The following is a 14,431-nucleotide window of genomic DNA, read 5'->3' as shown; positions in this document are numbered from 1 at the left end:
TAACTACTCATGTTTGCAAGGGTAGTTGGAGACCGAGAGCGTTGACATGCGCCACACTCGTGCCAAGGGTGCGGGCATAGGGGTGGGGAGTGATGCATGGCCGGGTGGAGACCACTCTTAGGTACGGCGGCGGGTGTACTGCTGCTGGCGGGGTGCAGCGGCGGGTCGGGCGACGAGCCCAAGGCGGAGGGGACGCCGAAGAAGAGTGCCGACGCGTCGCCTTCGGTCTCGGACTCGGCATCGCCCGTGAACGAGCCCTACACGCTCGCCGAGGGCCGGGCGCCGAGGACGCGGGCCGAGGCGGTGAAGTTCGTTCGTGAACTCACCGTGCGCCCCGACTACTTCGGCACCGGGTACCGCGAACGCGATCCCTTCGAGAGCGATCCGGCCGAGTGGGCCGTACTCGGCGCGGACTGCCTGTGGCGGCGCGAGACGCTGCCCGGCACCGTACTGGCCAGCCTCACCCGGGCGTACGAGCTGCCCGCGAAGGGCGGCAAGGGGCCGGTGTACGTGTCGTTGACCGTCACCGTGCACCAGGACGTCGTGTCGGCGCGGCGCGACATGGCCGGGTCGCTGGAGGAGGCACTGCGCTGCCCCGGGCAGCAACTGAACGCCACGGACCGGGTGCTCGGCCTGTTCTCGCGGGCCGACGCCTTCGCCGACGGGCGGACCGTGATCTCCGACGACGACCTGACGGAGACCGGCACCTGGGTCGCCGGCGGCGGCAAGGCGCATCCCTTCGACTGGTACAAGTTCCGGATGGGGCCGGTCACCGTGGCCGCGACCGCGCGGCACGGCGCGGGCCGGACCGAGACCGAGGACTCCACCGTCACCACCGACATGGGCAAGGGAATGACCTTCGTCGCGGCGAGCATCGACAGCCGGGGCAGGGCGGGCGACGCGAGCGCCTCCCCCGGACCCACCGGGACGAAGGGGGCGGGACAGTGAGCGAACCGCTGCGGTCCTCCGACCCGTCCCGCATCGCGGGCTTCCGGCTGCTGCGGCGGCTCGGCGCGGGCGGCATGGGCGTCGTCTACCTCGGGCGCACCGACGCCGGAGCGCTCGCCGCGGTCAAGGTGATCCGGGGCGAGGGCGCCGGTGACGAGGACTTCCGGGCCCGGTTCGCGCGGGAGGTGGATCTGGCGCGGCGGGTCGACAGCCCCTGGGTGGTCCCCGTCCTGGACGCGGACGCCGAGACACGCGAGCCGTGGCTGGCCACCGCTTTCGTCCCCGGCCCTTCCATCGCCGAGGCGGTCGCCGCGCACGGCCCGCTGCCGTCGCGGGCGGTCCGTGTCCTGGGCGGGCTGCTGGCCGGGGCGCTGGACGCCGTGCACACGGCCGGGCTCGTGCACCGGGACGTCAAACCGGGCAACGTCCTGCTCGCCCTGGACGGACCGCGCCTGATCGACTTCGGGATCGCGCGCGCCGCCGACGACACGGCGCTGACCGCGTCCGGGCTCGTGGTCGGTACCCCCGGTTTCCTCGCCCCGGAGCAGGCCGAGGGGCAGCCCGCCACCGCTGCCAGCGACGTGTTCGCGCTGGGCTGCGTGCTGGCGTACGCCTCGACCGGTGTTCCGCCCTTCGGCACCGGGACGCCGGACGCCCTGATGTACCGCACGGTCCACGATGAGCCCGAACTCGCCGGTGTGGAGGGCGAGTTGCGGCCCTTGGTGGAGCGCTGTCTGGCCAAGGACCCGGCCGCGCGGCCCACGGCCGACGACATTCGGGGCCTGCTCTCCGACGACGCTGCGGACGACTCCGGCGGCTGGCTCCCCGACCCCGTCGCCCGGATGGTCGCGGCACGGTCCGCCGAGAGCCTCGCCTTCCCGGACGTCGAGCCCACGGTCCTCGACGATCCGGCCGGCCCCGCCCGGCATCCGGGCAGGCGCCGCCTGCTGCTGGCCGGTGGTGCGCTGCTGCTCGCGGGCGGCGGGACCGGAGCGGCGGTGTGGGCGTCGGGGGACGACGAGAAACCGGCCGCGAGTCCCGCGCGTCCCGTGTACGTCCTCGGCGTGCACACGACCGCCGGTCCGGCCGAGGCCGCCGTCAGCCGGGCCTCCGAACGCGCCGCCCGCCTCGCCGTCGCCCAGCACAACGCCGCACCGAAGCGCTCCTACGACCTGAAGGTGAAGGTCCTCGCCGACAAGGGCGACGCGGACACCGCGCGGGCGGTGGCCCGGACGTTCACCGCCGACCGCGACGTCGTCGCCGTACTGGGACCGGTCGCCGAACTCCCCATGCAGCGGGCCGCGACCGTCTACGGCGCGGCGGGACTGACCCATGTCTCCAGCACCACGGGCACGCAGGACTACTTCCTGACGTCGCCCAAGACCTCGTTCCAGAGCGGCCCCGCCCACGCCGCGCTCGGCACCTGGATCGGACTGCACGCCTACATAGCCCGACAGGTGGTGCGGGCCGGCGTCGTGATCGACCGGGCCGGGGGCCCGGCCATGCAGGACGAGGGCACTCAGGTGGTCGACAACTGGCGCACGATCCTCAAGAGCGAGGTCGTGCCCCGCGTCGTCGCGGAGGACACGGACGACGGCCCGAAGACGGTGCGTGACGTGCTCGCGGCCGGTGTCAGAGCCTTCGTGTACCTGGGCGCCCTGGACGCCACCGTCCGCACGGCCCAGGATCTGGCCACGGCCCGCTTCACCGGCCCGCGCTGGATGCAGCACCAGCTTTACGGCTCGGACTTCCCGCGTCTCGCGGGCGCGGCGGGCGACGGCTGGTTCGTGGTGACGGACGCCGTGGACCCCGCCGTGCTGACGACGAAGCGGGCCAAGGACTTCACCGCGGCCTGGCGCAAGCGCTACGGCAGTACTCCGGAGCCGTACGCGACCGAGGCGTACGACAGTGTGGGGATGCTGCTCGCCGAGTTCGCCCGCACGGTTCCGGCCGGGGCGCGGCGGCGGCCGGTGCGGGCCGATCTCGCCGTGCGGCTGGCGAAGGTGAAGTACCAGGGCATCGCGCGGACGTACGCCTTCGGCGACTTCCACCAGTACGACAACAGCTCGACGGGCTGGGCGGACGAGACCTTCGTCCACGAGGTGCGAGGCGGGCGGTTCCGGCAGCTGGGATCGCTCGGCGACCTGCATCGCGCGGCGGAGAGCCAGAGCTGACGGAAGTCCGGGGTCGGCGGACGGGAACGACGGGGAAACGGAGGCGGCGGACGTGGAACGGCTCCTGCCCACCGATCCGTCCCTGATCGGCGGGCACCGGCTCGCCGGGCGGCTCGGCGCGGGCGGCATGGGCGTCGTCTATCTGGCGCGCTCGCCGCACGGCGCGTGGTGCGCGCTGAAGGTGATCCGCGAGGAGTACGCCGACGACCCCGGCTTCCGCGCCCGTTTCCGCCGCGAGGCCGAGTTGGCGTCGCGCCTCACGAGCCGGTGGACCGTGCCGGTCGTCGCGGCCGACGCCGACGCCCGCTCCCCGTGGCTGGCCACCGCCTATGTGCCCGGCCCGTCCCTCGCCGAGGCCGTCGCGCTGCGCGGCCCGTGGCCCGAGGCGCAGTTGCGCGGGCTCGGCGCCGTGCTGGCCGAGGCACTGGACGGGGTGCACGCGGCCGGGCTGGTCCACCGGGACGTGAAGCCCGCGAACGTGCTGCTGGCCGCGGACGGGCCACGCATGATCGACTTCGGGATCGCGCGGGCCGTCGGCGCGACCGCGCTCACCACGGACGGCTCCGTCGTCGGCTCCCCGGGCTACCTCTCGCCCGAGCAGGCCCGCGGACACACCGTCGGTCCGCCCAGCGACGTCTTCTCGCTCGGCTGCGTCCTCGCCCGTACGGCCACCGGCCGCCCGCCCTTCGGCACCGGCGGCGCGGCGGTCGTGCTGTACCGGACCGTCGGGGAGGAGCCGGACCTGGACGGCGTCCCGGAAAGCCTCGCCCGGACCGTACGACGATGTCTGGCGAAGGAACCGGAGCGCCGCCCCGGCACCCGTGAACTCCGTGACGTCTTCGGCGAGTTCACCGTGGACGAGTGGCTGCCCGAGGGGCTGCCGGCCCTGGTCGCCGCCCGTGCCGCCCGCGTCCTGGACCTGCCCGTTCCCGACCCGACCGTGCTCGCCGGGCCCACCCCCGTGGACGCGCCGCCCTCGCCCGCCCGGCGGCGCCTGCTCGTCGCGGGGGCCGCGCTCGGTGTCACCGCGGCGGCCGGGGCGGGCGCGTGGTGGCGGTGGGGCCGGGGCACCGCGTCGGCGAACAGCGGTTCCGTACGGCGCTCCCGCCATGTGGTCGCCCTGCTCGGCAGCCCGGACGACCCCTTCTTCACCGACCACGAGCGCGGCGCCCTCCTCGCCGTCGAGCAGCACAACCAGGACGCCCGGCGCACCCTGGACCTCGTCCTGCGCACCGCGGACGACGCCGGCACCGCGAAGGGCTCCGCCGCCGCGGCCACCCGGCTGGCCGCCGACCCGGACGTGTCCGTGGTGATCGCCGCGGGCCCGAACACGACCCTGCCCGCGGCCCTGGCCCCCTGCACGACGGCCCGGCTGACCCTGCTGGTCACCCGCGCCGACACCGACGACCTCGACACCGTCAACGTCACCAGCGCGCTCGTCCTGCGCGCCACCCGGACCGTCGGCCCGTTCGCGGCCCTCGTCTATCTGAACCGGGCCGTCAAACCCGCCCGCACGGTGATCGTGCACGACCTGGCCACCGAGGTGGAGAGTCTGGCCACGGTCCGTATCACCACCGTCGGCACGCTCGACGGCGAGACACCGGTGGAACAGGTCGCCGCGGACGAGGACTTCACCGGGGCCGCCCGCCGCATCGCCGCCCGCCCCCACGACGCCGTCTTCTTCGGCGGGGTGCGCCCCGACCGCGCCGCCGCCTGCGCCCGCGCACTGCGGGACGCGGGCCACCGGGGCGTCCGGGTCGCGGGCGAACGCGTCCTCGACGCCCCCTTCCTGGCCGTCGGCGAGGACTGGCGGATCGGCACGAGCTACACCGACGCGAACGCCGACCCCCGTACCAAGGCGTTCGCCGCCGCGTTCCGCGCCCGGCACGGACACGCGCCCGGCCCCTGGGCGGCCGAGGCGTACGACGCCGTCCGGTTCGCCGCCCACGGCCTCGCCTCCGTCGGCGACGACGGCCGCACCGCCCTGCGCTCGGAACTGCTGCGCCGCCCCTGGCAGGGCATCACCCGCCTCATGAGCTTCGACGCGTCCACGCAGGACTTCAAGGCGGGCGACGACGGCGGAGGGTTCCTGTTCCGGGTGACCGGGGGAACCGCCCGCTTCGTGGCGCGCGCCCACGACATCGGCAGGAAGACGTGAGCCGCGCCGCCTGTTCTTCGTCCCGCTCAGGCGCCCACGTACGCCGCCAGGTGCTCCCCCGTGAGCGTCGAGCGGGCGTCGACCAGGTCGGCCGGTGTCCCCTCGAAGACGATCTTGCCGCCGTCGTGTCCGGCCCCCGGGCCGAGGTCGATGATCCAGTCGGCGTGGGCCATGACCGCCTGGTGGTGTTCCACGACGATGACGGACTTGCCGGAGCCGACCAACCGGTCCAGCAGGCCGAGGAGTTGCTCGACATCGGCGAGGTGGAGGCCGGCGGTGGGCTCGTCCAGGACGTAGACACCGCCCTTGTCGGACATGTGGGTGGCCAGCTTGAGACGCTGGCGTTCGCCGCCGGAGAGGGTGGTGAGGGGCTGGCCGAGGCTGAGGTAGCCGAGGCCCACGTCGGCGAGGCGGGTAAGGATCTTGTGCGCGGCCGGAGTTGCAGCCTCGCCCGCGCCGAAGAACTCCTCGGCCTCGGTCACCGACATCGCGAGCACCTCGCTGATGTCGCGCCCGCCGAAGTGGTACTCAAGGACCGACGCGTCGAACCGCTTCCCGTCGCACTCCTCGCAGGTGGTGGCCACGCCCGCCATCATCGCCAGGTCGGTGTAGATGACGCCGGCGCCGTTGCAAGTGGGGCACGCGCCTTCGGAGTTGGCGCTGAACAGGGCCGGCTTCACGCCGTTGGCCTTGGCGAAGGCCTTGCGGATCGGCTCCAGAAGTCCGGTGTACGTCGCCGGGTTGCTGCGGCGTGAGCCGCGGATGGCGCCCTGGTCGACCGACACGACGTTCTCGCCGGCCGGGATCGACCCGTGCACCAGCGAGCTCTTGCCGGAGCCCGCGACACCGGTGATGACGGCGAGGACGCCCAGCGGGATGTCGACGTCGACGTCCTGGAGGTTGTTGGTCGCGGCGCCCCGGATCTCCAGGGTGCCGGTGGGCTTGCGCGTCGACTCCTTCAGCTTGGCCCGGTCGTCGAAGTGCCGGCCGGTGATGGTGCCGCCGGTGCGCAGCCCCTCGACGGTGCCCTCGAAGCAGACGGTGCCGCCCGCCGAACCGGCGCCCGGGCCGAGGTCGACGACGTGGTCCGCGATCGCGATGGTCTCCGGCTTGTGCTCGACGACGAGCACGGTGTTGCCCTTGTCGCGCAGGCGCAGCAGCAGGTCGTTCATGCGCTGGATGTCGTGCGGGTGCAGTCCGATGGTCGGCTCGTCGAAGACGTACGTCACGTCGGTGAGGGAGGAGCCGAGGTGGCGGATCATCTTCACGCGCTGCGCCTCGCCGCCCGACAGCGTGCCGGCCGGCCGGTTCAGGGAGAGATAGCCGAGGCCGATCTCCACGAACGAGTCGAGGGCCTGCCGCAACGCGGTGAGCAGCGGCGCGACCGACGGCTCGTCGAGGCCGCGCACCCACTCGGCCAGGTCGCTGATCTGCATCGCGCAGGCGTCCGCGATGCTGATGCCCTTGATCTTCGACGAGCGGGCGCCCTCGTTGAGTCGGGTGCCCTCGCAGTCGGGGCAGGTGGTGAAGGTGACGGCCCGGTCCACGAACTCGCGGATGTGCGGCTGCATACCCTCCCGGTCCTTGGCGAGCATCGACTTCTGGATGCGCGGGATCAGACCTTCGTAGGTCATGTTGATGCCCGCGATCTTCATCCGGGTCGGCTCGCGGTGCAGGAAGTCCTGGAGTTCCTTCTTCGTGAACTTGCTGACGGGCTTGTCGGGGTCGAAAAAGCCGGACTCGATGTAGAGGCGCGAGTTCCAGCCACCGCCCGTGTAGCCGGGCACCGTGATCGCGCCCTCCGCGAGGGACTTGGAGTCGTCGTAGAGCTGGGTGAGGTCGAGGTCGGTGACCGAGCCGCGGCCCTCGCAGCGCGGGCACATGCCGCCGGTGATGCTGAAGCTGCGGCGCTCCTTCACCTTCTGTCCGCCGCGTTCCATGGTGACCGCGCCCGCGCCGCTGATCGAGGCGACGTTGAAGGAGAACGCCTTGGGCGAGCCGAGGTACGGCTTGCCGAGCCGGCTGAAGAGGATGCGCAGCATCGCGTTGGCGTCGGTGGCGGTGCCGACGGTGGAGCGGGGGTCGGCGCCCAGCCGCTGCTGGTCGACGATGATCGCGGTGGTGAGCCCGTCGAGGACATCGACCTCGGGGCGGGCCAGCGTCGGCATGAAGCCCTGCACGAAGGCGCTGTACGTCTCGTTGATCAGCCGCTGCGACTCCGCGGCGATCGTGTCGAACACGAGTGAGCTCTTGCCCGAGCCGGAGACCCCGGTGAACACCGTCAGCCGACGCTTGGGGATCTCGATGCTGACGTCCTTGAGATTGTTCTCGCGCGCCCCGTGCACGCGGATCAGGTCGTGGCTGTCGGCAGCGTGCAGCCCCGGCGACTGCGCATCCGTCTTCGTGGCCTTGCTCATCGTGCGTTCCCTCCGTTTGCGCCAGGCCGCCGAGAGTCGATCGGCGGTCATCGCCTGGCTCGATCCAACCAGGCTTCGAGCGGTACGTCCGCTTCCGGTACACGGCGACGCGCCTGGCAGTCACGCTAGGGGGAAGGCGTGGCCTCGCGCTTCTCGAATCCTGACCGGTCCGGTCGCGCACGACGTACGTGGTGCAGGTGCCGGCCCAGCGCGACCACGGCCAGCGCGGCGACCAGCCCCGTCACACCCCGCCAGCCGAACCGGTCGTAGGTCCGCACCCCCAGCCAGGAACCCGCGCTGCCGCCGAGGAACGCGCAGGTCATGTACGCGGTGTTGATACGGGCCCGGGCCTCGGGCCGTAGCGCGAAGATGCGGGCCTGGTTGGCGACCTGGCCGGACTGGACGGCGACGTCGAGCAGCAGCATGCCCGCGGCCAGGGCCAGCAGTCCGGCCCTGCCGCCCCCGGCGGCCGGCACGAGGAGCGCCGCCGCGGCGATCGTGCCGAGCATGGCGAGGAGGCTGACCCTGTCGGGGCCTCGGCGGTCGGCCAGCCGCCCGGCGAGCGGGGTGCTGAACATGCTGGCCGCGCCGACCAGCCCGAGGATGCCCACCGCCTGGGCACCCATGCCGTACGTCGGTCCGGTGACGAGCAGGGTGAGCGTGGTCCAGGCGGCGCTGAAGCCGCCGAAGACCATGGCCTGGTAGAGGCAGGAGCGGCGGAGGTCCGGTTCGGTGCGCAGCAGTCGCAGCGGGGCGGATATCAGGGCCGGGTAGCCGTGCTGCGTGGACGGTGTCGTCGGCGGGACGACCCGGGAGAGGACCGCGGCCAGCACCAGGACGACGACCGCGGCCACGAGGTACGGCGCCCGCCAGCCGAACCGTTCGCCGAGGGTGCCGCTGAAGGTGCGGGCCAGGAGGATGCCGCCGATCAGGCCGCTGAGGAGGGTGCCGGTGACGGCTCCGCGGCGTTCCGCGGGGACGAGTCCGGCGGCCATCGGGATGATGATCTGGGGCACGACGGTCGTCACCCCGGTGACCGCGCTCGCGGCGATGAGCAGCGGGAGCGAGGGCGCGGCGCTCGCGGCGAGCAGTCCGGCGGCGGTGAGCACCAGCAGGGTGACGATCAGGGGACGGTGCGGGAGCCGGTCGCCGAGGGGGACGAGGAGGAAGATCCCGGCGGCGTAACCGAATTGGGCCGCCGTGACGACGAGGGCGGCGGACGCGGCCGAGACGCCCAGGTCGGCGGCGATGAGCGAGCTGATCGCCTGCGGGAAGTAGATGGTCGAGACGCCCACACCGCAGGCGAGGGACAGGACGAGGATCACCCAGCGGGGCACGGACACACCTCACGCGAGAACCGGTTTGACTGGTTCGGGTGACGGTAGCAGGCGTGCCGCTCAACTGGCACCACTTAAACCGGTTCCTGGAGTAGGGTGAGCGGGTGTCATCGACTCCGCGCTTCCGCCAGGGCGCCGGGCGTCTCTGCCTGGACTTCATCCGCACCCTGCGCCACCGTGGCTCGCCCGACGTGGTGGAGGAACTCCCCGACGCCGAGGCGCTGTCGGCGTGGGTACGGCAGTGCGGCCCCTGCGGGACGGGAGGAGCCGCCGATGCGGCCGGGGCCCGCGATCTGCGCGAGGCCGTCCACACGCTGATCACCGCCGCCCGGGCCGGCCGGATGCCCGACGCCCACTCGGTCACCCTGGTCAACGAGGCCGCCGCGCACCCCGTCCCGGTGCCGCGCCTGAACCGGACAGGGCGGCTCGACTGGCAGGCCGAGGATCCCGTCCGGGCCACTCTCGCCCTCGTCGCCCGCGACGCCCTGGACCTCGCGACCTCCCCGTCGCTCACCCGCGTCCGCGACTGCGCGGGCCCGACCTGCGGCGCAATGTTCCTCGACATCTCGCGCCCCGGGAACCGCCGTTGGTGCTCCATGGGCACCTGTGGAAACCGCGCCAAGAAGGAGACCCTGCGCGGCAGGACGGCCTGACCGGCGCGGTGGAGAGAACTTGTTCACCTCTCCGCAACCGCCTTTGGGATCCACATACTTAAAGTGTGGATCCCCACCCCAGCACCCGATCCCCCGAACATAGCTCCTGGCCCTCCCGGAACGGATCGCCCATGCACCTCCCGCTCCACCCCCGCACCTCATGACACGCCACGGCGTACGAAGGATCGTGCCCCTGCTGCTGGGCTGGGAGGAACTCCCCAAGTCCGTCTCCGTGCACGGCGCCCCCTACGAGGAACGCCTGCGTGAACCCGTCCCGGCGGTCCTCCTGGAGTGCGACGGCGGCTGGCTGCTGCTCGACACGGGCTTCAACACGGCTCTGATCCGGGACCCGGCCCTGCGCCGCCGCTTCTACGGCTCCCCCAACTACCGGCCGATCCTGCCGGGTCCGGGCGAACCCCTGGAGGAGGCCCTCGACGCGGCCGGTATCGCGATGGACGCGATCCACGCGGTGGCCGTCAGTCATCTGCACGCCGACCACGCGGGCGGACTCAAGCACTTCGCGGGCCGGGTGCCGGTGCACGTCCAGCGCGAGGAGCTGGCCTACGGCCTGTCCGGGCAGCCGGAGGTCGAGCGCCACTCGATCTTCCGCGTCGACTTCGACGACCCGCGCATCGACTGGCGACAGGCCGAGGGGGACGTGGAGATCGCCCCCGGCGTGACCGCCGTACTGACCGCCGGGCACACCCCCGGGCACCAGAGTTTCGTGGTCGACCTCGCGGACGGCGGCGGTTTCGTGTTCGCCTTCGACGCGGCCGATCTCACCGAGAACATCGAGCACGAGCGTCCGATCGGCGCCTCGATCGGTGTCGACCCGGAGAGCACGGTGGTGCCCATCCGCCGGCTCAAGCGCATCGCCGCCGAACGCGGCTACGAACTCGTCCCTGGTCATGACCCCGTGGTCTGGCCGGAGTTGATCCGCCGCCGGGGCGCGCCGGGCGCGTAGCCGGTACTGGCCGGATCACGCCCACAGCCCGGTTCACACGCCTTTTACACCCGGGACACGAGAGGGACTTTGTGGCCCGTGAACATGTTATTGGATCCAATCTTGACACTTTGAGATCCATTATCCGAGGATCGGTGCCCAAGGAGGCCCACATGCCGGACCAGTCAGCTGGATCGTCCTCACCCGGCTCCACCCCGTCGACGGCGTCGCGCCGCACCATGCTCCGGGGCGCGGGACTCCTCGGAGTGGGCGTCGGCTTCGGGCTCCCCGCCCTGCTCAGTGCCTGCGGCGCGGCGGCCGACGACGCGAAGCGGAGCAGCAAGGGCGGCACGCTGACCCTCGCCATCGACGCGACGAGCGCGGTCAACGACCCGTCGTTCTACACCTCGTTGGGCGACTGGATGGCCGTCGACTGCATCTGCCGGGGCCTGACCTTCATCTCCTTCGAGACCAACGAGCCCACGCCCGACCTGGCCAAGAGCTGGACGATCTCCGACGACCAGCTCACGTACACCTTCGCGCTGCGCGAGGGCGTCAAGTTCCACGACGGCACCACGCTGACCTCGGCGGACGTACTGGCAAGCCTGGGGCGGCAGTTCGACGAGAAGGACCCGACACTGCCCAAGGGCGCCACCCGTCCGCTGTCCGACCTCGGCGCGAACGTCGCCTCGCTGACCGCTCCGGACGACCTGACCGTGAAGATGGTCCTGAAGAAGCCGGACCGCACGACCCTCGGCCAGTTGTCCGACATCGGCGGCCGGATCATCTCCAAGGCCGCACTGAAGAAATACGGCGCGGACATCGGCAAACACCTCGTCGGCACCGGCCCGTTCGCCTTCTCCGCGGCCACCTCCGGCCAGTCCATCACCCTCACCGCCTTCGACGACTTCCGCCTCGGCAGACCGCCCGTCGACCGCCTGGTCCTCCGCCAGGTCCAGGACCCCTCGACGATCGTCAGTTCGCTGCTCAGCGGCGACATCTCGGCCACCCAGTTCACCCCGTACTCGGCCGCCGCGCAGCTGCGCAAGGACGACTCGGTGACGGTCTACAAGACGCCGTACAACGCCAACGCGATCCTGATGATCGACGCCCGCCGGGTCCCCGAGCTCAAGGTCCGCCAGGCCATCAACCTCGCGATAGACCGCAAGTCCATTCTCGACCAGGCCTTCTACGGCGTCGGCGCGCTGCCCGGCGGCTATGCCATCCCGCCCGCGCAGAGCGGCTACGACACCAGCCTCGCCGACCTCAGCACGCAGGACACGGCGAAGGCGAAGCAGCTCGTCGCCGAGGCCGGTGCCGGTGGCCGGCGGATCCGGCTCATGGCGGCCAGCGACTCCTGGCACCCGAAGGCCGCGCAGATCGTCGCCCAGAACCTCACCGACGTCGGCTTCAAGGTGGTCACGACCTCCGTCGACCCGGCCACGTACTTCACCCGGCTCCTCGACGGCAAGGACGACTACCACGACCTGATGATCTGGGAGCGCAACACCTACGTCCCGGACGCCAACGACATGGTCGGCGCCATGGCCAGCCCTACCGGCCTCTACGGCGCGACCATCACCGGCATGGACACGCTCAAGGACGCCGCCTCGCTCCAGGCGGAGCTGGACACGGCCAAGAACCTGCCCCTCGGCGCCCAGCGCACGGCCGCCTACACGAAGATCCAACGCCGTTGGGCCGAGGACTACATGGTCCTCTCGATGCTGGCCTGCTTCGCCAACCTGGTGGTCAGCGGCTCGCACGTGAAGCACATGAACACCGCGGCACTCGCCAACCACCGGTGTTACATGGAGAAGGCCAGTGTCTGACACCACGACGGCTCCACCACCCGTGGCGACCGTACGGCCCCCTTCGTCGCCCGTCACCGGGCGGAGCGTCCTCGCCGTATGGCGTCGGCGCCGGCTGGCACGGTCCTGGCCGGCCGTGCTGTCCTGGCTGGTGCTGATCGTCCTGGTTCTGGTGGCCGTCGTAGGACCGCTGCTGATCCAGGCGGACCCGCTGCGTCAGACGTCCTCGGCGCTGCTGCCCATGGGCTCGTCCGGCCATCTGTTCGGCACGGACGACCTGGGCCGCGACGAACTGGCCCGACTGGTGCACGGCGCAAGGCCGTTGCTGCTGGTGGCGTTCGCGGCGACCGCGCTGGCAGCTGTAGTTGGAACCGGGATCGGACTCGTCGCCGGATACGCCGGCGGTGTCGTCGAGCAGGTCCTGATGCGGATCGTCGACCTCGCCCTCGCGTTTCCGTCCATCCTGCTCGTCATCCTCCTCGTGGCGGCCGCGGGACCGGGCACGGTCAGCCTGGTCTTCGGCATCGGGGTGTCCCTGGCGCCCGGTCTGGCCCGCCTCGCCCGCGCCCTCACCGCGCGCGAGGCGGCCCATGACTACGTCGTCGCCGCCAAGTTGGGCGGCACCCGCACCTCGCGCATCCTGGCCCGCGAGCTCCTCCCGAACATCGCCGGACCGATGCTGGCCCAGGTCGTGATGACGCTGTCGATCGCGGCGGGCTTCGCCGCCGGCCTGTCCTACCTCGGCCTCGGCATCCAACCCCCTCAGCCCGACTGGGGCTACATGGTCCAGGCGGGCCAGGAGTTCCTCTACACGGCACCCCGACTGGTCGTCCTGCCCGCGACGTTCACGCTGCTGTTCGTCGTCGCGTGCAACTTCGTGGGCGACGACCTGCGCGACGCGCTCGACGTGAAGGGGCCCGCGTGACCACCGCACTGCTCCCCCTCCGCAGGCCCAAGTGGGCAGCCGGACCCACCCTGTTGGTCCTACGACGCCTCGCGGTCATCCCCGTCGTCCTGTTCGCGTTGGCCAGCCTGGTGTTCCTCGCGATGCGCCTGCTGCCCGGCTCACCGGCGACCTCGCTCGCGGCCGGCGGCAACAACCTCTCCGCCGACCAACTGGCCGCCAACGAGGCGCGCGTCAACAAGGCCCTCGGCCTCGACCGACCCCTCGTCGCCCAATACGGCACCTTCCTCAACGACTTGGTGCACCTACGGCTCGGCACCTCGTTCTACGGCTCCAACAGCGTCCTGGGTCTGCTCGGCGACGCGCTCCCCGCCACGATCGAGCTGACGCTGGCGGCGATGACGATCGCGGTGCTGCTCGGTGTCGTCACCGGGGTCATCGCCGCGCTGCGCAAGGGGAGTTGGATCGACCACTCGACCCGGGCCGTCGCCACGGTCAGCTTCTCGCTCCCGTGGTTCGCGCTCGGTGTGCTCGGCATCGTCGTGTTCGGCGTGTGGCTGCGCTGGCTCCCGGTCCTCGGCCGGCTGCCCAGCTCGCTCGACTACAACCCGACCACCAACTTCGTTCTCCTGGACGCGATCCTCCAGAACCGCCCTGAGCTGGTGTGGCCCTGGATCCAGCATCTGATCCTGCCCGCCGTCACGTTGGCGCTGTCGATGGCCGGATTCATCACCCGCATCGTGCGCGCCTCGGTACTGGAAGTCCTCGACGACGACTTCGTGCGGACCGCCCGGATGAAGGGCCTCAGCGAGAGCGTGGTGATCCGCCACCACGTGCTGCGCAACTCCTGGCTCCCCATCGTGACCGTCCTCGGGCTCCAATTCGGTTCGCTGCTGGGCGGTTCGGTGATCACCGAGACGGTCTTCTCGTACGCCGGTGTCGGCCGCCTGCTCGTGCAGGGCGTCCTGCAACGCGACTACCCCGTCGTGCAGGGCGCCGCCCTCGCCATCGCCCTCCTCTTCACCCTGGTCAACCACGCGGTGGACGTGCTCTACACGGTCCTCGATCCGCGGCTACGGAAAGGATGAC

Annotated in this window: 10 protein-coding genes; 8 read left to right on the top strand and 2 right to left on the bottom strand. The window is 71.8% G+C overall.

The window, feature by feature from the left end; translation table 11 throughout:
• Positions 1-96 precede the first annotated feature (96 nt).
• Genes JHN45_RS05400 through JHN45_RS05390 form a run of 3 tightly spaced genes read left to right on the top strand, consistent with a single transcriptional unit; the run spans position 97 to position 5,280 of the window.
• The gene (locus JHN45_RS05400) at positions 97-948 is read left to right on the top strand and encodes a hypothetical protein (RefSeq protein WP_201048209.1); all 852 of its coding nucleotides are present in this window, start codon (positions 97-99) and stop codon (positions 946-948) included.
• Positions 945-3,122, top strand: a complete 2,178-nt coding sequence (locus JHN45_RS05395; protein ID WP_201048208.1) for a bifunctional serine/threonine-protein kinase/ABC transporter substrate-binding protein — start codon at positions 945-947, stop codon at positions 3,120-3,122. Before JHN45_RS05400 ends, JHN45_RS05395 begins: the two co-directional genes overlap by 4 nt.
• 52 nt (positions 3,123-3,174) lie before the next feature.
• Positions 3,175-5,280, top strand: coding sequence for a bifunctional serine/threonine-protein kinase/ABC transporter substrate-binding protein (locus JHN45_RS05390; protein WP_201048207.1), 2,106 nt, complete (start codon positions 3,175-3,177; stop codon positions 5,278-5,280).
• 26 nt (positions 5,281-5,306) lie between these two features.
• Here JHN45_RS05390 and JHN45_RS05385 read toward each other — a convergent pair whose 3' ends face one another.
• The gene (locus JHN45_RS05385) at positions 5,307-7,697 is read right to left on the bottom strand and encodes an excinuclease ABC subunit UvrA (RefSeq protein ID WP_201048206.1); all 2,391 of its coding nucleotides are present in this window, start codon (positions 7,695-7,697) and stop codon (positions 5,307-5,309) included.
• 125 nt (positions 7,698-7,822) lie between these two features.
• A complete protein-coding gene (locus tag JHN45_RS05380; RefSeq protein ID WP_201048205.1) occupies positions 7,823-9,040 on the bottom strand; it encodes an MFS transporter in 1,218 nt (405 codons plus the stop codon).
• Between the two features lie 98 nt (positions 9,041-9,138).
• Between JHN45_RS05380 and JHN45_RS05375 the strand changes: the two genes are divergently transcribed.
• The 5 genes from JHN45_RS05375 (at position 9,139) to JHN45_RS05355 (ending at position 14,430) form a co-directional block, all read left to right on the top strand.
• A complete protein-coding gene (locus tag JHN45_RS05375; protein ID WP_200712007.1) occupies positions 9,139-9,687 on the top strand; it encodes an ABATE domain-containing protein in 549 nt (182 codons plus the stop codon).
• Between the two features lie 160 nt (positions 9,688-9,847).
• Complete coding sequence (locus JHN45_RS05370; RefSeq protein WP_201048204.1) at positions 9,848-10,651, top strand: N-acyl homoserine lactonase family protein; 804 nt, start codon at positions 9,848-9,850, stop codon at positions 10,649-10,651.
• A 152-nt stretch (positions 10,652-10,803) separates the two neighbouring features.
• A complete protein-coding gene (locus JHN45_RS05365) occupies positions 10,804-12,459 on the top strand; it encodes an ABC transporter substrate-binding protein (protein ID WP_201048203.1) in 1,656 nt (551 codons plus the stop codon).
• Positions 12,452-13,363 (top strand): ABC transporter permease, encoded by a 912-nt coding sequence (locus JHN45_RS05360; protein ID WP_307783038.1) that lies wholly within the window; start codon positions 12,452-12,454, stop codon positions 13,361-13,363. Before JHN45_RS05365 ends, JHN45_RS05360 begins: the two co-directional genes overlap by 8 nt.
• Positions 13,360-14,430, top strand: coding sequence for an ABC transporter permease (locus tag JHN45_RS05355; RefSeq protein ID WP_307783037.1), 1,071 nt, complete (start codon positions 13,360-13,362; stop codon positions 14,428-14,430). Before JHN45_RS05360 ends, JHN45_RS05355 begins: the two co-directional genes overlap by 4 nt.
• The last annotated feature ends 1 nt before the right edge of the window (position 14,431 follow it).

The organism is Streptomyces sp. MBT53 (assembly GCF_016654115.1).
Taxonomy (GTDB): Bacteria; Actinomycetota; Actinomycetes; order Streptomycetales; family Streptomycetaceae; genus Streptomyces.
Note: the sequence above shows the minus strand (reverse complement) of the source record. Positions and strands in the feature narration are given on the sequence as shown.